This window comes from Nocardia sp. NPDC050718 (assembly GCF_040654235.1).
Taxonomy (GTDB): domain Bacteria; phylum Actinomycetota; class Actinomycetes; order Mycobacteriales; family Mycobacteriaceae; genus Nocardia.
Map to the genome: position 1 here is coordinate 63,463 of NZ_JBFAHQ010000004.1, position 19,904 is coordinate 83,366.

The 19,904-nt window shown below is 69.8% G+C and carries 17 protein-coding genes; 7 read left to right on the top strand and 10 right to left on the bottom strand.

The genetic code is table 11. The annotated features are described in order from the left end of the window. The first annotated feature begins 27 nt into the window (after window positions 1-27). On the top strand, window positions 28-396 hold the full coding sequence (locus AB0H54_RS19265) for a VOC family protein (protein ID WP_357346680.1): 369 nt from the start codon (window positions 28-30) through the stop codon (window positions 394-396). Window positions 397-403: 7 nt separating this feature from the next. Here AB0H54_RS19265 and AB0H54_RS19270 read toward each other — a convergent pair whose 3' ends face one another. The 5 genes from AB0H54_RS19270 to AB0H54_RS19290 all read right to left on the bottom strand — a co-directional run bounded on the left by AB0H54_RS19270 (window position 404) and on the right by AB0H54_RS19290 (window position 4,170). Continuing rightward, entirely contained in the window at window positions 404-790 is a 387-nt protein-coding gene (locus AB0H54_RS19270; RefSeq protein WP_357346681.1) for a hypothetical protein, read from the bottom strand. Window positions 791-1,003: 213 nt separating this feature from the next. Further along, entirely contained in the window at window positions 1,004-2,362 is a 1,359-nt protein-coding gene (locus AB0H54_RS19275; RefSeq protein WP_357346682.1) for an FAD-dependent oxidoreductase, read from the bottom strand. Window positions 2,363-2,524: 162 nt separating this feature from the next. Next, complete coding sequence (locus AB0H54_RS19280) at window positions 2,525-3,151, bottom strand: TetR/AcrR family transcriptional regulator (RefSeq protein WP_357346683.1); 627 nt, start codon at window positions 3,149-3,151, stop codon at window positions 2,525-2,527. A 166-nt stretch (window positions 3,152-3,317) separates the two neighbouring features. After that, on the bottom strand, window positions 3,318-3,725 hold the full coding sequence (locus tag AB0H54_RS19285) for a hypothetical protein (RefSeq protein WP_357346684.1): 408 nt from the start codon (window positions 3,723-3,725) through the stop codon (window positions 3,318-3,320). Window positions 3,726-3,900: 175 nt separating this feature from the next. Continuing rightward, window positions 3,901-4,170 carry a metal-sensitive transcriptional regulator gene (locus tag AB0H54_RS19290; RefSeq protein WP_355272644.1) on the bottom strand — a complete coding sequence of 90 codons (270 nt, stop codon included), beginning with the start codon at window positions 4,168-4,170 and terminating at the stop codon, window positions 3,901-3,903. Window positions 4,171-4,330: 160 nt separating this feature from the next. On the opposite strand from AB0H54_RS19290, the gene AB0H54_RS19295 reads away from it, so the two are divergent. Next, window positions 4,331-5,959 carry an FAD-dependent oxidoreductase gene (locus AB0H54_RS19295; RefSeq protein ID WP_357346685.1) on the top strand — a complete coding sequence of 543 codons (1,629 nt, stop codon included), beginning with the start codon at window positions 4,331-4,333 and terminating at the stop codon, window positions 5,957-5,959. Window positions 5,960-6,194: 235 nt separating this feature from the next. Here AB0H54_RS19295 and AB0H54_RS19300 read toward each other — a convergent pair whose 3' ends face one another. Next, window positions 6,195-7,379: an alanine--tRNA ligase-related protein gene (locus AB0H54_RS19300; protein WP_357346686.1), complete on the bottom strand. Its 1,185-nt coding sequence runs from the start codon at window positions 7,377-7,379 to the stop codon at window positions 6,195-6,197. Window positions 7,380-7,640: 261 nt separating this feature from the next. Then, window positions 7,641-8,084, bottom strand: a complete 444-nt coding sequence (locus tag AB0H54_RS19305) for a MarR family transcriptional regulator (RefSeq protein ID WP_357346687.1) — start codon at window positions 8,082-8,084, stop codon at window positions 7,641-7,643. Window positions 8,085-8,197: 113 nt separating this feature from the next. Here AB0H54_RS19305 and AB0H54_RS19310 point away from each other — a divergent pair, with 113 nt between their 5' ends. Continuing rightward, a complete protein-coding gene (locus tag AB0H54_RS19310) occupies window positions 8,198-9,325 on the top strand; it encodes an NADH:flavin oxidoreductase (RefSeq protein WP_357346688.1) in 1,128 nt (375 codons plus the stop codon). A 140-nt stretch (window positions 9,326-9,465) separates the two neighbouring features. Further along, the gene (locus tag AB0H54_RS19315) at window positions 9,466-9,651 is read left to right on the top strand and encodes a hypothetical protein (protein WP_355272635.1); all 186 of its coding nucleotides are present in this window, start codon (window positions 9,466-9,468) and stop codon (window positions 9,649-9,651) included. On the opposite strand, the gene AB0H54_RS19320 is transcribed toward AB0H54_RS19315, so the two are convergent. Further along, window positions 9,641-10,633 carry an AraC family transcriptional regulator ligand-binding domain-containing protein gene (locus AB0H54_RS19320; RefSeq protein WP_357346689.1) on the bottom strand — a complete coding sequence of 331 codons (993 nt, stop codon included), beginning with the start codon at window positions 10,631-10,633 and terminating at the stop codon, window positions 9,641-9,643. The two genes, AB0H54_RS19315 and AB0H54_RS19320, sit on opposite strands and share 11 nt — an antisense overlap. Window positions 10,634-10,837: 204 nt before the next feature. Here AB0H54_RS19320 and AB0H54_RS19325 point away from each other — a divergent pair, with 204 nt between their 5' ends. The 3 genes from AB0H54_RS19325 to AB0H54_RS19335 all read left to right on the top strand — a co-directional run bounded on the left by AB0H54_RS19325 (window position 10,838) and on the right by AB0H54_RS19335 (window position 14,445). After that, window positions 10,838-11,635: an SDR family oxidoreductase gene (locus AB0H54_RS19325; protein WP_357346690.1), complete on the top strand. Its 798-nt coding sequence runs from the start codon at window positions 10,838-10,840 to the stop codon at window positions 11,633-11,635. Window positions 11,636-11,864: 229 nt separating this feature from the next. Continuing rightward, a complete protein-coding gene (locus AB0H54_RS19330; RefSeq protein WP_357346691.1) occupies window positions 11,865-13,070 on the top strand; it encodes an LLM class flavin-dependent oxidoreductase in 1,206 nt (401 codons plus the stop codon). A gap of 10 nt (window positions 13,071-13,080) precedes the next feature. Further along, complete coding sequence (locus AB0H54_RS19335; RefSeq protein WP_357346692.1) at window positions 13,081-14,445, top strand: NtaA/DmoA family FMN-dependent monooxygenase; 1,365 nt, start codon at window positions 13,081-13,083, stop codon at window positions 14,443-14,445. A 107-nt stretch (window positions 14,446-14,552) separates the two neighbouring features. Here AB0H54_RS19335 and atzF read toward each other — a convergent pair whose 3' ends face one another. Both atzF and uca read right to left on the bottom strand, forming a co-directional pair. Continuing rightward, complete coding sequence (gene atzF / locus AB0H54_RS19340) at window positions 14,553-16,280, bottom strand: allophanate hydrolase (RefSeq protein ID WP_357346693.1); 1,728 nt, start codon at window positions 16,278-16,280, stop codon at window positions 14,553-14,555. Next, window positions 16,277-19,897 carry an urea carboxylase gene (gene uca, locus AB0H54_RS19345; protein WP_357346694.1) on the bottom strand — a complete coding sequence of 1,207 codons (3,621 nt, stop codon included), beginning with the start codon at window positions 19,895-19,897 and terminating at the stop codon, window positions 16,277-16,279. Before uca ends, atzF begins: the two co-directional genes overlap by 4 nt. Between the last annotated feature and the right edge of the window lie 7 nt (window positions 19,898-19,904).

A 19,904-nucleotide genomic window follows, 5' to 3' on the forward strand; every position in this document is an offset into this window, starting at 1 on the left:
AGCTGACACGAACTTAGGAGAATGCGCATGCCTGTCACCGGACCCGATTTCCTCTCGCTCCAAGCACGCGATCTCGAAGCGTCGCAGGCGTTCTACGAGAACTATCTCGGACTCGTCCGCTCGCAGACCGGACCGCCGCACGCCGTCGTCTTCGAGACGACACCGATCGCCTTCGCGCTGCGCGACATCGTGCCCGGCACCGATCTCGCCTCCGCCGCTCAGCCGGGGATCGGTGCCGCGATCTGGCTCCACGCCACCGACGTCCAGGCCATCCACGACGCGCTCGTCGCCGACGGTCACCCCATCGTGTCCGCGCCGATCGACGGACCATTCGGCCGGACATTCACCTTCGCAGACCCCGACGGCTACCGGATCACGCTGCACGACCGCGCCTGATCGGGACTTACGGCAGATCCAGGACGCTCACCGGAACCCCGTACGGCAGAAATCGCACGCGACGGCGGTCGTCGGTGTTGTCGCGATGTGCGCGCAGCGCCTCGAGTTCGTTCGGGAACACCTGGTCGACCCTGGCCTGGCCGTCGTCGTCGAGGGTGTACGCCGCCCACACGCCGCTGCCGGTCTCACCGGTCGTCGCGCCCTCGGGCGCCGCGGGGCGTGGCTGCTGAGTGAATTGGCCGAACAGGGATGTCAGGGCGCCGAGGCCGCCCTGATCGACGCGACCCAGATAATCGCCCGCTTTTCCGAGCATGTCGCGAATATCGTTTCCGGTGTCACGGAGCGCGCGTTCGAAATCCTCCGGGTCGATGTCGAAAGGCCCGAAATTTGCCATGGCAATTCCTCCTCGTGACGACACTGGACGAGCGAACGTCTACGTTCACAGTGTCCTCGGGAAAGGGCGGCTCCGCTATATCCGGGTCCGGTGTCGGCGAGACCGATCCCTCGGTGCACGGGGCACCGACGGGGGACCCGAGTCGCGGTGGGCGCTGGTCGGTGTCGAAGCGGGCCGAGCGCGGACACGACGCCATCGTCGCCCTTCCCGGCGTCACGCAGACACGTGCGGCGAATCTCGCAGGGCGGCAATGACTTCGGCGGCAGCGCGCTGGCCGGACTCGATGGCGCCCTCGATGTATCCGGCGTGTTCGCGCGCGGTCTCCGAGCCTGCCCAGTGCAGGTGGCCCAGCGGGGTCGTATCGATGGGTAGATAGCCCTCGTCGGAGCCGATGATCGGCAGGGCCGTATAGCCGCCACCGGCGTGCGGGTCCTGGTGCCAGGACTTCTCGTGCCAGCCGTGCGGCGCGAGGACTTCCGGGCCGAGGTGGGCGGCCAGCGGGCCCAGGATCGCCGCGCGGCGGGCGTCACCGTCGAGTTCGTCGAGGGCGCGAGCCTCGGGACCCGCCACGAGGACGCACAGATGACCGGGACCGCCGGGCGGTGAGGTGTCGAAGGTCGCCAGGCCCGGTTCGGTGAGCGCCAGCATCTCGGCGTCGGTGGGGTCGCGCCAGAACGGCTGGTCGTAGATCGCGATCGCCTTGTACACCGAGCCCATATAGGTGTTGTCCTGCAGGTGGATTCGCGCGGCGGGCAGGGCAGGTTGGTGCTCGATGCGCGCGGCCGTCGGGGGCGGCACGGTGACGATCACCTTCGCGGCGCGGTAGGTGCCGGTGGCCGACCGGATCGTGACACCGTCGTCGTCGCGGTGGATCGCGGTGACCGCGCTGTCGAGGATCACCCGGTCGCCGAGCTCGGCCGCGAGCCGTTCGGCCAGCGTTCCGGCCCCGTCGGTGACCAGGCTGTCCTGGGCGCCGCCCGCGGTGGACAGCATGGTCCGGAAGCCGCCCTGGAAGCGGATCATGTCGAGAAACGCGTGCATCGAGTACCGGTCGAGATCGGCGGTGGTCGACACCGAGGTGATCACGGTCAGCAGCCGCCGCGCTCGCCGATTCGGCACGTGGTCCAGCCAGGACCGCAGGCTGCGCGTCCGCCACGAGCCGGGAGCGCCGACCCGGGTGGCGATCTCCCACACCAGCAGGACCGCGTTCGCCACCACCGCCGTCATGCCCGCATTCGAGACGACCGTGTCGCCGTCGACGATCGTGGGCCTGCTGGGTGTCCGCATCGCGAAGACCGGGGCGTCGAGGTCGGCGGCCAGCGTCGCGAAGCGGTGGTGCCCGTGGCCGATCCATTGGCCGCCGAGGTCGACCCGCGAGCCGAGCACGGTGGTCTCGGCCAGCACCCGCCCGCCGGGTCGACCGGCGGCCTCGAGCACGAGAACGTCGATGTCGCGGCGGCGCAACTCGCGGGCGGCGATCAGTCCGGCCATGCCGGCGCCGATCACCACGACTGTCGCGGCACGTGGTGCGTCCTCGCCGTCGGGCCGGGTGGGGGAGTTCTGGTGGGCCATCGTCTCACTCCAGAGGTGCGTGGTACCGACCGCGCAGCGCCCGCTCCGATGCGGGCCTGCGAGACAAAAAGTCGGTCATCCGTACGAATTACGATAGAGCGGAAGTGACCTACGATGCAAGGGGTGGTGAACCGGCGGCCACGACGTGGTGGCGCCGGGAGGTCATCGCCGGGTGGTGCTCCGGGCGACCGGCTGCGGATCGGCGAACAGCACCAGCATGTCGACAGCCCGGTTCAGGTCGCGCCGGGCACGGTCGGGGTCGGGCTTGGACACGTACTGCAGGATCAGCCCGTCGATCTGGGCCAGCGCCAGCCGTCCGAGCGTGTCGAAGCCGACCGCGCAGCGTTCGCCCGCCGCCTCGGCCGCGCGCTCGCAGAACTCGGTGACGACCGAGCTGTACCGCTCGTACTGCAGCTGGGCCAGACTGCCGCCTGCGTCGGTGCGCAGCGAGTAGGTCATCAGTTCGTACTGCATGATCTGCAGGCCGATTCGGTCGGTGACCAGGATCTCCCAGAAGCCCGTGACGCCGTGGCGCAGGGCGTGTTCGACGCCCTTGTCGACTTCGAGTTGGGTCCCGAGCGTCCGCGAGATGTCACCGATGACGGTGGTGATGACCGCCTGCAGCAATTTGTCCTTGGTGGGAAAGACGTAGTGCAGCGTGCCGAGCGGGACCCCTGCCTCGGCGGCGACCGCGCGCAGCGTGGTGGCGGGCACCCCGACCCTGCTGAGCACGGTGACCGCCGCCGCGACGATCTGTTCTTCGCGCTCGGACGCTTTGACGTAGGCCACGGGTCTCTCCTCGCTCCACGGGCGGACGTAGGTCGCCACAACTCTCGCACACGTCACCCGGGTCGATCCGAATAAAGTCGGACAACCGTCCGAAAATCTGGCAGGCGATGCGCGCGAGGGCGGAACCCCGTCGTGGCCGTCGGGGTTCCGCCGCGTGGTTGTGGGATCAGCTTCCGGTCGCGCCCTGGGTCGCGTTGCTGAACTGGGTCCGCACGTCGTTCACCGGTCCGCGCGGGGTATAGAAGGTCACCGTATTGCTCTTGTTCCCGCTCATGATCGGGCATTCCACCCGCACCGCGTACGAACCCGCCGCGATCGAGGGGCTCACGCCGGCCGTGAACACCGCCGGCGCGGGATTGGCGTCGGGATTGACGACATCGTTGACGAACAGGGAGCAATTCGCGGCGGGGGACCCGTCCCAGGAAATGTTCCAGCTGTCGTCACCGGCGAGGGTGACCGAAATCGTCGGCGGTGTGGCCGCCGCCGAGGTCCCGGCCCCCAGGCTCACCCCGACCGCGAGAAAGGGTGTGACAACGGCGGTGACGACGGCGATCCGTCCAGTGCTTGCGTGCATTTCCACTCCTTCCGGACAATCCGTGGCGGGCGAATTCCGGACCACGGCTACGGCGATGATGTGACGAACACCGCGATGGTGCATCGATGTCGAGCGCGGGTCTCGGTTCCCAGGAGGTGGATACCGGCCCTCAGCTTCCGCTGATCGGTGGGGCCGGTCAAGGACCGCCGGTGGGTCAGGCGAGTGCGAGGAAGAGCTTCTCCAGTTCGGCTTCGGTCATCGGTTCCGAGCCGTCGGCGGTGTCGCCGGTGAGGCATTCCCGTAGGCCGGTCGCGACGATCTTGAATCCGGCGCGATCGAGCGCGCGGGAGACGGCGGCGAGCTGGGTGACGACCTCCTTGCAGTCGCGACCCTGCTCGATCATCGAGATGACCCCGGCGAGCTGTCCGTTCGCGCGCCGCAGGCGGTTGAGGACCTGGGCGATCGTCTCTTCGTTGCCGACCATGGCGGTGCCTTTCTCTCGGGGAAACCGTCGGGGAGTCGCATCTCACTGTCCCGCTGGATACCCCTGGGGGTATATTGGCTCTCGACCTCGAATATACCCCCAGGGGTATGAGAACCGGAAGTGCGGCACCCGCCGTGCCACGAGCGCAGGGAGGCAAAAGATGAGAGTGGTGATCGTCGGTGGAGTGGCCGGCGGGATGTCGGCGGCCACCCGATTGCGTCGGCTGGACGAATCGGCCGAGATCGTGGTGCTCGAGCGCGGTGCTCACGTGTCCTTCGCGAACTGCGGGCTGCCCTATTACGTCGGCGGCGTGATCCCGAAGCGGGAATCGCTGCTGCTGCAGACGCCGGAGGCGTTGTCGGCGCGATTCCGGCTGGATGTGCGCGTGCGGCACGAGGTCGTCGCGGTGGATCCGGTCGCGCGGACGGTGACCGTTCGTGAGCTGGAGTCGGGCCGCGAGTACATGGAGTCCTTCGATGCGCTGGTGTTGAGCACCGGCGCGTCCGCCGTGGTGCCGCCGGTGCCCGGTGTGGAACGCGCGCTGGTGCTGCGGGATGTCGCGGACGTGGACCGGATGGTCGAGTCAGCGGCCGACGTTCGGTCGGCCGTGGTCGTCGGCGCCGGATTCATCGGCGTGGAGCTGGCCGAGAACCTCGTGCGCCGGGGGATCGCGACCACCGTGATCGAACGGGGCACGCAGGTGCTGGCACCACTGGATGTCGAGATGGCCGCACCGGTCGCCGCCGAGCTGCGCAAGCACGGGATCCGGGTGGAGCTGGGCGCGGAGGTGACCGCCGTCGACGCGGACACCGTGACGCTGTCCGACGGGCGCGCGGTGCCGGCGGAGCTGGTCGTGATGGCGATCGGGGTCCGCCCGGAAAGCGGTCTCGCCAGGGCCGCCGGGATCGAGATCGGTCCGGGCGGCGGCATCGTGGTCGACGAGCGGTTGCGGACCTCGGCGCCGGGGATCTACGCGGTCGGCGATGTGGTGGAGAAGAAGGACGCGGTGTCGGGCCAGTCCGCGCTGGTGCCCCTGGCCAACGCGGCGAACCGGCAGGGTCGGCTCGTGGCCGATGTCATCGCGGGCCTGCCCGCCGTGGATCCGCCGGCCCAGGGGACCGCGATCGTGGGTGTCTTCGATCTCACCGCGGCGATGACCGGCTGGAGCGAGAAACGGCTGCGCGCGGCGGGCCGCCCGTTCCGGGCGCTGCACACGCATCCGCTCTCGCACGCCGGGTACTACCCGGACGCTCGCGCCATGTCGGTGAAACTGCTGGTCGACCCGGAATCCGATCGGATCCTCGGCGCCCAAGCGATCGGCGGAGAAGGCGTCGACAAGCGCATCGACGTCCTGGCGACCGCGATGGCGGGCGGCATCACGGCATCACGACTGATGGATCTGGAGCTGGCGTACGCGCCCGCCTACGGATCCGCGAAGGATCCCGTGAACATGCTCGGCTACCTCGCCGACAATCTGCGCATCGGCGCACTCCGCACCGCGCAGTGGTACGACCTCGACGACCTGGTCGCCACCGGAGCGCAGGTCGTGGACGTCCGGTCGCCGGAGGAGTTCGCCGCGGGGTCGATCCCCGGCTCGCGCAATATCCCCCTCGATGTCCTGCGTGCGCGCGCGGACGAGATCCCGGACGGCCCGGTCCTGGTGTTCTGCCAGGTCGGGCAGCGTGGCAACAATGCGACGCGGCTGCTGACCCAGCTGGGGCGGGACGCGGTCAATCTCGACGGCGGGTATCGAACCTGGCGTGCGGCCACCGCCGAACTCCAGCAGTAGATCCGGCCGAGAATTCTTCTCCACCCATCGAAAGGAACAACTATGTGTCAGCGAATCACCTGTCGCACCTGCGGTAAGCCCGGCTACACCGGATGCGGTAACCACGTCGAGCAGGTGCTCGGCGACGTCCCGGCAGCGCAGCGCTGTTCGTGCGCGGACGAGCGTCCGGCGCGGCGGCGGTGGTTCCGGGCCGCCCGGTCCAGCTGACCGGGTCCCGCCGAGCGGCCGGGCCCCGCTATCCGAGGCCGCCCTCGGTGGTCAAGGAGACCACGAGGTCTCGGGGCAGGCCGTGGGTGTCGTGCAGGTAGTGGTAGTCCTCGGCGGTCAGCGGTCGCGTGAATCGGCGATGGGACAGGACCTTTCGTCCACGCTGGAGCAGCTGCCCGAATCCTCGTTCTTCGTCGAGGAGGATGGTGCGCACCTCGCGGGGCTCGACGGACTGCCGGAAGTGGTGGAGGGTGTGGTCGATCAGCTCGACGGGCAGATCGGACAGCGTGCGGGTCGGGTCGTCGCGCCACAGCGTGGTCAGGGTGCGGCGGATCAGGCGGCGCAGGATGTGGCCGCGGCCGGACGGTGAGGGCGTGACCCCGTCGCCCAGGACGACGATGCCCGAGCGCAGGTGGTCCGACAGTAGTCGGAGCGACCGTTCCTCCAGCGGGCCCCAGAGGCGGGGCAGGGTGGTCCGCCAGGGCTGGAAGACATCGATCTCGAACACCGACGGGGTGTTCTGCAGGATCCGCGCGAGCCTTTCCAGGCCGAGGCCGGTGTCGATGCTGGGCCTGGGCAGCGGTTCGAGGCTGCCGTCGGGATGCCGGAGGTAGCGCATCAGGACGTGATTCCACACCTCCACCCACCGGTCGTCGGATGTCGGTGTGCCCCGCGGGGTTTCGTCGCCGGTCCAGAGGAAGATCTCCGAATCGGGTCCGCAGAGTCCGATCGGGCCGTTGGACCACCAGTTCTCGTCGGTGGTCGGTTCGACCGGCAGACCCAATTCGTCCCAGGTGCGCCAGGATTCGAGGTCCGGCCCGACCTGGTCGTCGCCGCCGAAGACGGTGCCGTGGATGCGGCCGGGATCGATGCCGAATCCGTCGCGCAGCAGTTCGAGGCCCCAGCGCAGGCTCCGCGGGCCGTCGTAGTCGCCGAGGGACCAGGACCCGAGCATCTCGAAGACGGTCAGGTGGGTGTCGTCGCCGACCTCGTCGAGGTCGGTGGTGCGCAGGCAGCGTTGCAGGCCGGTGAGCCGTCGGCCGAGCGGATGGGGTCGCCCCAGGAGATACGGCGTCAGCGGGTGCATTCCGGAGGTGGTGAACAGCACCGGATCTCCCGGCGAGGGCACGAGCGATTCGCCCGGCGTGAGTTCGTGCCCGCGGTCGCGGAAGAAGTCGAGGAAGGTGCGGACGGTCTGGTCGGTGGTGATCATGGTGGTTGCTCCATCGAGGGGATATCGACCGGAAGCGACCACACCCGGCGTCCGGCACCGAGACCGACGCACACCGGCGGACCGTTTCCGGTCGCCGGCAGGGGAGAAGGGGTCAGGCGGCAGCGACCGGCGAGCTGAGAGCTCGTGCGGCCGCGGCGGCGAAGTGTGAATCGACCTTCATGTCTGCACGGTAGCAACGCGGCCCCGTGGAGCACGACCGATTTTCGGCAGGCGGCCGCGGTGTCCGATGTCGCGGTGCGCTCACTCGGATCGATCGGCGGCGCGGTGGACGAAGGCGCGTTCGAGCAGGGCGTACAGCTGGTCGCGGTCGTCCTCGCTGAGCCGGTTCAGGCCGTCGTGGGTGACTCGCATCTTCGCCCGGATCGCGTCGGTGACCTGTTCGCCCTCGGGCGTGATGACGAGATAGGTGACGCGCCGGTCGGAGGGGCTCGCTTCGCGGCGCACGAGATTGCGCTTCTCCAGCCGGTTGATGATCCCGGTGACGTTGGAGGCGTCGCAGGACAGGATCTTGGCCAGGGCGCGCATCGCGACGGGCCCGCGGCGCAGCACCGTCAGCGTCTTGCCCTGGCTCGCGGTGAGGTTCTCACTCGCCGCTGCCACCGTGAAGTCCCCGTAGTAGACGCCGAGGGACACCGAGAGCAACTCCATGAGCTGGGTCGTGTCGACGCGGGGAGCTGCTGTCATGCGATCAGTTTATCCCCAGAAACTTGACCATCTCAAATAGTTACCTCTACCGTGGCGGGCATTGCTTGAAGTTCTCAACCATCGACATTGTCAAGTGACATGAGGAGCACCCTGTGATCGTCACCGCCTCCGACGCCGCCCGCACGGCCGAGATCCTGGCCCGGCCCATCACCCTGAACGGCCTGACCGTCCCGAACCGCATCGTGATGGCGCCGATGACGCGCATGTTCTCCCCGGGCGGTGTGCCCGGTGACGACGTGCGGTCCTACTACGCGCGCCGCGCCGCCGCCGGGGTGGGCCTCATCGTCACCGAGGGGACCTACGTCGGCCACGATTCGGCCGGGCAGAGCGATCGGGTGCCCCGGTTCGACGGCGAAGAGCAGCTGGCGGGCTGGGCGAAGGTCGCCGCGGACGTGCACGCGGCGGGCGGCACGATCGTGCCGCAGCTGTGGCACATCGGCATGGTGCGCAACCAGGGCGAACAGCCCTACCCCGAAGCCCCGGCCATGGGCCCCTCCGGGATCGGCGCCGACGGTACCGAGGGCGCGGGCAAGGCGATGACCCAGGGTGATTTGGACGATGTCGTCGCCGCCTTCGCCGACGCCGCCGCGGCCGCGGAGCGCATCGGCTTCGACGGCGTCGAGTTGCACGGTGCGCACGGCTATCTGCTCGACCAGTTCCTGTGGGCTCAGACCAACCGGCGCGCCGACGCCTACGGCGGCGACCCGGTGGCCCGCACCCGATTCGCCGCCGAGATCGTGGCCGCGGTCCGCGCCGTCGTCTCGCCCGAGTTCCCGGTGATCTTCCGCTACTCGCAGTGGAAGCAGCAGGACTACCGCGCCCGCCTGGCCGAGACCCCGCAGGAGCTCGAGGCGATCCTGGCCCCGCTCGCCGCGGCCGGCGTCGACGCCTTCCACGCCTCGACCCGCCGCTACTGGCTCCCGGAGTTCGACGACTCGGACCTGAACTTGGCCGGCTGGACCAAGAAGCTCACCGGCAAGCCGACCATCACCGTCGGTTCGGTCGGCCTCGACGGCGACTTCCTGCGCGCCTTCACCGGCGAGGGCGCCGAACTCGGCACTATCGACAACCTCCTGGATCGCTTCGAGCGCGACGAATTCGACATGGTCGCCGTCGGCCGCGCCCTGCTCCAGGACCCGGAGTGGGCGGCCAAGGTCCTGGCGGGCCGGATCGATGAGCTGAAGCCCTACGACGCGGCGGCGCTGAAGACGCTGAGCTGACGAGGCTTTCGATCGCCGGTACGAGCAGATTGGCGCGTTCGGCTCGGGAATGGCGCGTTCTGTCCTTGTCGCGGACTCGAGGGAATTCGAGACTTACGAATCAGACGGATCAGTGTGCGAACGAGGGGAGCGTGGTGTCGGTGACCAAGGAGAGTGCCACCGCCTACGTGATTTCCGCGCTGGAGGCGAAGGGGACGGCGACCCGGGACGACTTCGACGTAGCCGGCATCGTCACCGCGTTCCGGGACATCACCGACGGGTGGGATTTCCACCTGATGGAGCGGGAGACCTTCTGGCGGATCGCCTCGACCTACCTCAGGGTGTGAGGCTGTCCGTCGGCGGGGACCCCGCCGACCAGCGCCGGGCGGCCCGGCGTAAGGAGCCCGCATCGGAATAGCCGAGCAGTTCGGCCTGCTTGGCGCCGGTGAGGGTTCCGGTGGCCGCCAACCGCGCGCTGCGGGCCCGGTCCAGTTCGGCGCGCCAGGTCGTGCCCGCCTCGGTCAGCCGTCGCTGCAGCGTTCGAGGGCTGACCGTGAGGATCCGGGCGACGCTGTGCAGCGAGACCTCCCCGGCCTCGATGGCCTGGTCCAAAGCGTCGGCCACCCGCCGAGGCCAGGCCGAGGCCAGCGTCGGCGGCGGTGGTAGTGCGGCGGCCAGCGGTTGCAGGACACCGGCCAGGACCGGATCCGCGGTGGTCAGCGGCAGATCCAGGTCCGCGGCACGGAAGGTGATCGAATCGGTCGGCGCGTCGAACTCGACGGTGGCGGAACCGAACACCTCCCGGAAGCTGTCGATGTGCGGGGGAGCGGCCTGGCGCAGCGAGACGCGCACGGGATTCAACGGACCGTCGACGACCCGGCGGGCGCGGCTCAGCACGGCCGACAGTCCCCACAGCTGGGTGTGATCCCGGCCCCGGCCGTCCCCGTCGAGCATCTCGAGATAGAGAGTGGACTCGTCCTCGCTCTCGGCGACCAGGTCGAACCGGTGATTAGTGGTGACCGCGGTGACGTAGGGCCCACAGGTGGCCAGCCCGGCGCCCAGCGTCGGCGCGGAGGCGAACAGGTAGTCGTAGAGGCCCAGGCTCGACAGCTGGTACCGGCGCGCGACCTGCAGGGCGACATCCGGACCGAGACGATGTTCGCCGATCTCCCACAGCCGGGAGAACACCGCACTGGGCAGATGCACGTCCTGGCCGGTCATCGACCAATCCGGGACCCCGGCATCCCGGATCAGTTGCGCGCGATCGAGCCCGGCCGCGTCGAACTGCGCGATGACGAAGCGGTGCAGCAAGCTCTGGTCGGTAGCCATGACGTCTCCTCGTGGCGGCAGGCCGATCCGCGGATCGGTCGCGGCTACGTCAGCCGTCGGCATCGACCGATTCGGCGGATCCGAGCTGGGCAGGATTTCTCCATGGAGGACAATACGCTGACCGGCGGTCGCGGGCGGGGCAGGTTGCGATCAGCTCGAGCTGGATCGCTCTCCGGCGGGCGCGCGCTGGATAGCGTCGAGGGCGTGGATCTGAGACTGCAGGGAAAGCGCGCGATCGTCACCGGCGCGAGCAAGGGAATCGGGCTCGCGATCGCGCGCGGGCTCGCGGCCGAAGGCGTCGACGTGGTGATCGCGGCGCGCTCGCGCGAACCGCTCGAGGCCGCCGCGGCCGATATCGCCGGGGAATCGGGACGACGGGTGATCGCGATACCGACCGACACCGGCGACGACGCCCAGGTCCAGCACCTCGTCGCGCGGACGGTGGACGAACTCGGTGGCGTCGACATCCTGGTGAACTCCGCCGCCACCCCGTGGAGCGCGGGCGCGAACACCGATCTGTCGGCCACCACCGACGACATCGTGCGCCGGGAGGTCGAGATCAAGGTGCTCGGCTATCTGCGCACCGCGCGGGCCGTCGCCCCGCACCTCGTCGAACAGGGCTGGGGGCGCATCATCAACATAAGTGGACTCGGTGCGCGGCAGGCGAATTCGATCGGCCAGACCATCCGCAATGTCAGCGTGTCGGCGTTGACCAAGAACCTCGCCGACGAACTCGGCCCGCACGGAGTCAACGTCACCGTCGTACACCCCGGGCTCACCCGCACCGAACGGCTGAGCGACCGGCTCCGCGCCCGGGCCGACGAGGACGGCGTCGATATCGCGACCCTGGAGGCCGAGCTGGCCAGGAACTCGATTCGCCGGGTGATCGACGCGAGCGAGGTCGCCGATGTGGTGACCTTCCTCGCCTCCCCGCGCAGCATCGCCATCACCGGTGACGCGATCGCGGCGGGCGGCGGCGTGCCCGGTCCGATCTTCTACTGATCCGGGCCATTTCCGGTCGATCAGCCGGAATTCAACCGTTGACACGGGAACCGCACCGCCTGTCCACGTGCGGACCGATGACCGTCTGCCAGCGGTGATGTCGGGGCGAGCGCGGCCGATCGTTCTCGCCCCGCCGGCGCCGTCGAGCTCGATAGCCGTGGTTTGGCGCCCTGTCCGGGAAGCGAGCGTTGCACTCAGCACGGTTCCCGAACGACAGAAATGGCAGCTGATGGCATCGAACCCCCTACATCTGGGCGTCGCGCTCGACGGCGCGGGCTGGCATCCGGCCGCCTGGCGCGCGCCGAACTCGCGTCCCACCGAACTCTTCGACGCCGACTACTGGACCGACCTGGTCACCACCGCCGAGCGTGGGCTGCTCGATTTCGTCACCATCGAGGACAGCCTGCGCATCCCGAGCGACCCGCACGGTCCGGCCGACGCCGTCGACCGGGTCCACGCCCGGCTCGACGCCCATCTCATCGCCGCCCGGCTCGCGCCGCGCACCCGGCACCTCGGCCTCATCCCGACCGTCACCGCCACCCACACCGAACCGTTCCACGTCGCCACCGCCCTCGCCACCCTCGACTACACCTCGCGGGGCCGGGCGGGCTGGCAGGTCAAGGTGTCGGGCACCGCCGAGGAAGCCGCCCACTTCGGGCGCCGCGCGATCCCCGACCTCACCGCGGCCGAACGGGCCGAGGCCATCGCCACCGGCACCTACCCGCCGCACGTGCACGAACTGTTCGACGAGGCCACCGACGTGGTCGAGGTGGTCCGGCGGCTGTGGGACAGCTGGGAGGACGACGCCGAGATCCGCGATGTCGCGACCCGCCGGTTCATCGACCGCGACAAACTGCACTATGTCGACTTCGAGGGCAAGTTCTTCCGGGTCCGCGGTCCGTCGATCACCCCGCGGTCGCCGCAGGGACAACCGGTGGTGACCGCCCTCGCGCACAGCCGAAGGATCTACGAATTCGCCGCCGCCGGAGCGGATCTCGTGTTCGTCACGCCGACCAGGGCGCACGGCCCGGCACCGATCCTCGGGGAAGTCGCCGCGGCCGCGGCGAACCGGGTGGGCGAACCGCTGCGGGTGTACGCCGACCTGGTCGTCTTCCTCGACACCGACGACGCCACCGGTGCGCAGCGCCTGGCCGGGCTCGACGAGCTCGCCGGCACCGAGTTCACTTCCGACGCGGCCGTTTTCACCGGCAGCGCGGAAGATCTCGCCGACCTGCTCGTCGAGTGGACGGGGCAGGGAATCGACGGATTCCGGCTGCGTCCCGGTGTCGCCGTGGACGACCTCGACGCCATCGCGGGGCGGCTCGTACCGGCTCTGCAACATCGCGGCCTGTTCCGCACCGGCTACCCCGACGGCTCCCTGCGCGGGCTGCTCGGCCTGCCGACCACCGTCCCCAACCGCTACGCGAACGTGTGAGGTCCCCTCGATGAGTACACCCCGGAAGCAGGTCATCCTCGGCGCCTACCTCGGCGGCGTCAACCACCACACCGCCTGGTGGCATCCCGAGGCGGGCAGCCAGATCGACTTCAGCACCTTCGAACACACCGCGCGCACCGCCGAACGCGGCAAGTTCGACTTCTTCTTCCTCGCCGAGGGCCTCATCCTGCGCGAACGCGCGGGCCGGATCTTCGACCAGGACATCATCGGCCGCCCCGACACCTTCGGCGTGCTGGCCGCGATCGCCGGAGTCACCGACCATCTCGGCCTCGCCGGCACCATCAACGCGACCTTCAACGAGCCCTACGAACTGGCCCGCCAGTTCGCCAGCCTGGATCACCTGTCCGGCGGCCGGGCCGCGTGGAACGTGGTGACCTCGTTCGACGCGTTCACCGGGCAGAACTTCCGCCGCGGCGGTTTCCTCGACCCCGCCGACCGCTACGTGCGGGCCGAGGAGACCCTGAACGCCGTACGCGCCCTGTGGGATTCGTGGAACATCGACGACATCGTCGCAGACAAGGAGACCGGCCGCTTCCTGGCCCGACCCGACACCGGCTCCTTCGCCTTCCAGGGCGCCCAGTTCGACATCGCGGGCCGGTTCACCGTGCCCCGCAGCCCGCAGGGCAGGCCCGTGGTCCTGCAAGCCGGCGTCTCACCGCAGGGCCGCGATTTCGCCGCCGCCAACGCCGACGCCATCTTCTCGCCGTACGGCAAACTGCCCGAGGCCGCGGACTTCTACCGCGACATCAAGGCCAGAGCGGTAGCCGCGGGCCGCGCCCCGGGCGACATCAAGATCCTGCCCTCGGCGAGTTTCGTCCTCGGCGACACCGAATCCGAGGCGATCGAGAAGTACCACGCGATCCGCGACGAGCAGGTCACCGGCCAGACCGCCCTCATCCTGCTCGAACAGATCTGGAATCGCGACCTGTCCGGCTACGACCCGGAGGGCCCGATCCCGGCCGTCGACCCCGACCCCGACGCCGCACCGATCATCCAGGGCCGCGCCTTCCTGCACCAGGACCGTTTCGCGACGGTCCGCCGCCTGCGCGAGGTCTCCGAAGCCAAGAAGCTGTCGCTGCGCGAAACCGTGATCGACCAGTTCGAACGCGGCCCGATCGTCGGTACCCCCGCCCAGGTCGCCGACAAGATCGACAGTTTCGTCCAGAACGACGGCTCCGACGGCTTCATCCTCGGTTCCCACCTCGTCCCGACCGGCCTCGACGAGTTCGTCGACCGAGTGGTCCCCCTGCTCCAGGACCGCGGCGCCCTCCGCACGGAATACACGGGAAAGACGTTGCGCGACAACCTCGGTCTCCCCGCCGTCCACGCCACCCCGGCCCCGGCCGACGCCTGATCCCCGCGGTAGCCGCCGGACAGCGCCGGTGCCCTCGGAGATGGTTCGATGCTCGACCTCCGAGGACGTCGCGGCGGCAGGCAGCTGTGCGTGAGCCTGGCTGTCCGCTACCTAGCGTTCAGGTACGTCACCCAGCCTCCGTACTCGGTGATGTCGGTTGCGGTGCTTGTCGCGTCGTGGGTGGCGGTGAATCCGACGACCGCGCGGCCGTCGGCGAGCTCGATACGGGTCAAGGCCATCGGCGCGGGTAGTCCCGCGAGGAAACTGCCCAACGCGGCCTCGGACAACCGGAACAACTCGCCGACGATCGGGGCTCCCGCGCCGGGGGCCGTGCGGACGAGTCCTGGCTTGAGCGGTGTGGTGTCCAGCGCGGTCAGCCGGTAGGCGTCGGTCGTCTGGATGCTGCCGACGAAACGGGCGCCGAGGTCGTCGAGCTGCCAGTTCAGCGGTTGGCCACGCAGGTGGGCGCCGAACACCGCCAGATCGACCCCGCGGTCCACCAGAAGTGGTGTCGCGGCAGACCCTTCGAGCCGGGCGGCGATGTCGACGGCGACCTGATCGGCGAACGCGGGGACAACGACCATGACCCCGAACGGCTCGCCGGTGGCCGTCGGTTCCCCCGGTACCGCGACCGCGGCCATATCGAGCAGGTTGCAGAAGTTGGTGTAGGTGCCCAGCCGCTGGTTGATCGTGACCGGCTCGGCGGCCACCGCATCGATGCTCGGGTGTTCGGTGGTGGTCGGCAGCAGCAGCGCGTCGAAGGATCCGACCAGCGCGAGCGCGTCGGCGCGTGCCCGGGCCAAGGCGTCGAGGTCGGCGGCGAAAGCCGGGCCGGTAGTCGCCGCGGCGGCGGTGATGATGGCGGCCACGGTCGGATCGGCACCGGCGGGACGGGTCTCGAGGAACGCGCCGACCGCGGCGTATCGTTCGGCGACGATCGCGCCACCGTAGAGCAGCCGCGCGGCCTCGAGCAGACCGCTGATGTCGATCGGCTCGATCTTGACCCCGGCGGCCGTGGCCGCGGCGACGGTGCGATCGAAGGCGTCACGATAGCTCGACGACAGCGCCGCGAGGTTCGCTTCGTCCGGCACCGCGAGCCGGGGTTCACGCGGCGCGGCCAAGCGGACGTCGGCGGGCCAGGTGCGGCTACGGGGGTCCCGGGGCTCCGGACCCGCCATGATCGCCGCCGCGCGGGTGGCGAGATCGACGGTGCCCGCGAAGACGGTGACGGCGTCGTAGTCGGCGCAGGCGGGGACCACACCGTCGGTGGGGATGATGCCGAGACTGGCCTTGATGCCGACGATGCCGTGCAGCGCGGCCGGGACGCGGCCCGAACCGGCGGTGTCGGTACCGATTCCGAGATCGGCGATGCCGAGGGCGACCGCGGCGGCCGAGCCCGAGCTGGAGCCGCCAGCGATCAGCGCGGGGTGATGCGCGTTGCGGACCGCACCGTACGGACTGCGGGTGCCGACCAGGCCGGTGGCGAACTGGTCGAGATTCGTCTTGCCCAGGATGACCGCGCCCGCGTCGATCAGACGCTGGACCGAGGTGGCGGTGTCGGTCGGGGTGTAGGCGAATTCTGGACATCCGGCGGTGGTGGGGATCCCGGTGACATCGATGTTGTCCTTGACGGCGACGAGCAGACCGGCCAGCGGCAATACTTCACCCGCGGCGAGACGCTGTTCGATCACCGCCGCCTCCGCGGTCACCTCGGCCTGCGCACGCACGGTGATCCAGACCTCGGGCCGGTCGACCTCGGCGATACGCGCGTAGGCGGCGGCGACCCGAGCGGTCGGTGCCTGCCCGGCGTCGGACTGGGGCGCAAGGGTGTTCATTCTTCGTCGGCTCCGATCACAGCGAGAGGGGTTCCTGGTTCTACTTTGGCTCCGGGTTCGGCGAACACCCGCAGCACGGTGCCGGTGACCGGGCTCGTCACGGGCAGCTCGAGTTTCATCGCCTCCAGCACGGCCACCTGCTCGCCGGCGCGGAGCCGGGCACCGGGGGTGATGTCGATGCGCCACACATTGCCGACCATCGGGGCGGTCACCAGGGTGGCGCCGGTCGGCAGGCCGGCGAGCGGGTCGGTGGGCTGTTCGGGTTCGGCTTCGGCGACGATCGTGCGGTCGAACTCGCCGGCGGCGTGCCACGCCTGCTTCTCGGCATCGAAGGCCGCGGCTTGTCTCGCCTCGAACGCGGCGATGTCGTCGGCGTTGTCGCGCAACAGGTTCAGATAGTCGGCCAGTGCGAAGGTGCCGTCGCTGATCTCGGCGTCGAACCGGCCCGCCCTGGCGGCGGCACGATAGTCGAGGAGCTGCTCGGCGGTGACGGGCTCCCACACGATGCGGTCGAAGAACCGGAACAGCCACGGCGTGCCGTCCTCGAACGGCGGAGTCTGCCGGTAGCTCGACCAGATCGGGATCGTGCGGCCGATCAGCTGATAGCCACCGGGGGACTCCATGCCGTACACGCACAGGTACTTGCCACCGATGCCGACCGCGTCGGACGGGGTCCAGGTGCGGGCCGGGTTGTACTTGGTGGTGACCAGCCGGTGCCGCGGATCCAGTGGAACCGCCAGCGGTGCACCGAGATACACATCGCCTAGGCCGAGCACGAGGTATTCGGCGTCGAAGACGGTCCGGCGGACCTCGTCGACGCTGTCGAGTCCGTTGATGCGCCGGATGAACTCGGTGTTCGACGGCAGCCAGGGCGCGGTGTCGCGAATCCCGTTGCGATAGCGATCGATCGCGGTGGCGATCGATGGGTCGTCGAACGACAGCGGCAACCGGATGGTCCGGCTGGGCACTTCCAGGTCCGCGGTCGCGGGCAGCTCGAGTTCCAGCTCGGCGAGCAACCCGATCAGCCGGTGCTGGGGCAGCGTGTCGGGATCGATGTGGATGTGCAGCGACCGCACACCCGGAGTGACGTCGATGATCCCTGCCGGGGCCGCCGCGGCCAGCGCCTGCGCGAGGGCGTGGACGCGCATCCGCAGACCCAGGTCGAGTTCCATGGCGCCGTACTCGACGAGGACGTTGTCGTCGCCGCCGCGCAGATACACCACGTCGGGCCGATCGAGGGTGCCCGGTGCACGATGAAGAACGCCTCGATCATGCAGCGGCGTAGCCTGTTCGCCGACCACGCCGGTGGCGCGGACGACGGGGGAGTTCCGCAGGGCGGTGGCGGTCGCGTCGCAGACGGGGACGAAGCGCAGGGTGTCGCCGGGTCGCAGCTGACCGAGCTGCCAGCGGTGGGCGGAGACGACGGTGAGCGGACAGGCGAACCCGCCCAGGCTCGGTCCGTCGGGGCCGAGCAGGATCGGGGTGTCCCCGGAGACATTGAGCGCGCCGACGCTGTAGGGGTTGTCGTGCAAGTTCGACGGATGCAATCCGGCGTCGCCGCCGTCGGTGCGCGACCATTGCGGCTTCGGTCCCTCGAGCCGGATCCCGGTGCGATTGGCGTGGCTGCTCACCGTCCAGCGGCTGTCGTAGAACTGTGCCATGTCGGCGTCGGTGAAGTACGCGGGCGCTGTCTGCGGACCCTCACCCACCGCCAAGGTCCAGTCGTGGGTGAACACCGGCCGGTGCTCGACCGGCACCGCGGCCGGGGTGTCGGGCCGGTCCGCGTCGACGGCCGCGACGCCGAGGACGTCACCGTCGGCGACGGCCTTGCCGGTCACGCCGCCGAACCCGCCGAGCGCGAAAGTCGCCGCGCTGCCGTGGTAGAGCGGTGCGTCGATGCCACCGCGCACGGCGAGATAGGTGCGCAGTCCCGCGTCGGTGGGCGAGCCGATGTCCAGCGTCGCGCCCGCGGCGACGGCGACCGGTTCCCACATCGGGACGGGGTCTCCGTCGACGGTCACCACGGTGGGCGCTCCGGTGACACAGATCAGCGTGGGCCCGGCGAATCGCAGGCGTGGTCCCTGCAGCGTGTTCTCGAGCGCGGGCACGCCGGGCTCGTTGCCGACCGCGATATTGGCGAGGGTGAACGACAGGTCGTCCATCGGTCCCGACGGCGGAATCCCCACCTCCCACAAGCCGATCCGGCCCGGGTGGTCCTGCACGGTCGTCATGGTTCCCGCCCGCACCACGTCGATGCGGCGGCTCGCCCACGCCAGATCGGCCAGACTGCTCGTCACATGCTCGGCCGCTCGCACGAGCGGCGCGGTCGCCGCGGCCCGCAACTGGGGCAGATTGGTCTGCACGCCGTAGACACGCGTCTGCCCGAGCGCCGTGGCGAGCCGCTCGAAGGCCTGCGCGCGGGTGTCGCCGTGGGCGATGACCTTGGCGAGCAGCGGATCGTAGAAGGAACTGACCTCGGTGCCCGTCGTGATCCATGTGTCGACCCTGGCCTCGTCGGGAAACTGTGCCCGCGTGACCGTTCCGGCGCTGGGCCGGTAGTCGTTGCCGGGATCTTCGGCGTAGACGCGGGCTTCGACCGCGGCACCGGTGATCGCGGGTCCGTGGTCGGGCAGGCCGTCGAGCATGCCGGTGTCGCCACCGGCCAGGCGCAGCATCCACGCCACCAGATCGACGCCGGTCACCGCCTCGGTCACCGGATGTTCGACCTGCAGGCGCGTGTTCACCTCCAGGAACGACGCCGTCCCGCGTTCGGTGTCGTAGACGTACTCGACCGTGCCCGCCGAGCGATAGCCGACCGAGCTCGCCAACGCCCGCGAGGTCCCGAGCAGTTCCGCGGTGACCTCGGCGGGCAGTCCCGGTGCCGGCGCTTCCTCGATGACCTTCTGGTTCCGGCGTTGCAGTGAGCAGTCCCGGGTCCCCAGGCTGACGACCCGGCCCGCACCGTCACCGAACAGCTGGACCTCGATGTGGCGGGCCCTGGTGACGAACCGCTCCAGGAACACCCCGGCGGAGGAGAAGTTGGCCACTGCGAGCCTGCGCACCCGCTCGAACGCAGCGCGGACTTCGTCGGCGGTGAAGCATGCTTGCATGCCGATGCCACCGCCACCACCGACCGCCTTGAGCATCACCGGGTAACCGATGCGCTCGGCCTCGGCGATCGCGTGGTCGACCGAGTCCAGCACGCCGCTGCCGGGAACCAGCGGAACGCCCGCCGCGCGGGCGGCTTCGCGCGCCGTGTGTTTGTCGCCGAAGATCCGCAGCTGCTGCGGTGTCGGGCCGACGAACGCGATGCCCGCCTCGGCGGCCGCGGTCGCGAATTCCGCGTTCTCGGAGAGGAATCCGTAACCCGGATGGATCGCGCCCGCTCCGGCTGCCAGCGCGGCCTCGATGACCAGATCGCTGCGCAGATACGACTGTGCGGCAGGACCCGGTCCGAGCCGGATCGCGGAATCGGCCATCCGGACATGCGCGGCTCCGAGATCGGCATCGGAGTACACCGCCACCGTCTTCAGGCCGAGGCCGGCCGCGCTGCGCATGACGCGGCAGGCGATCTCCCCGCGGTTGGCCACCAGCAGGGTGTCGAAATTCAGACTCACCGCAAAC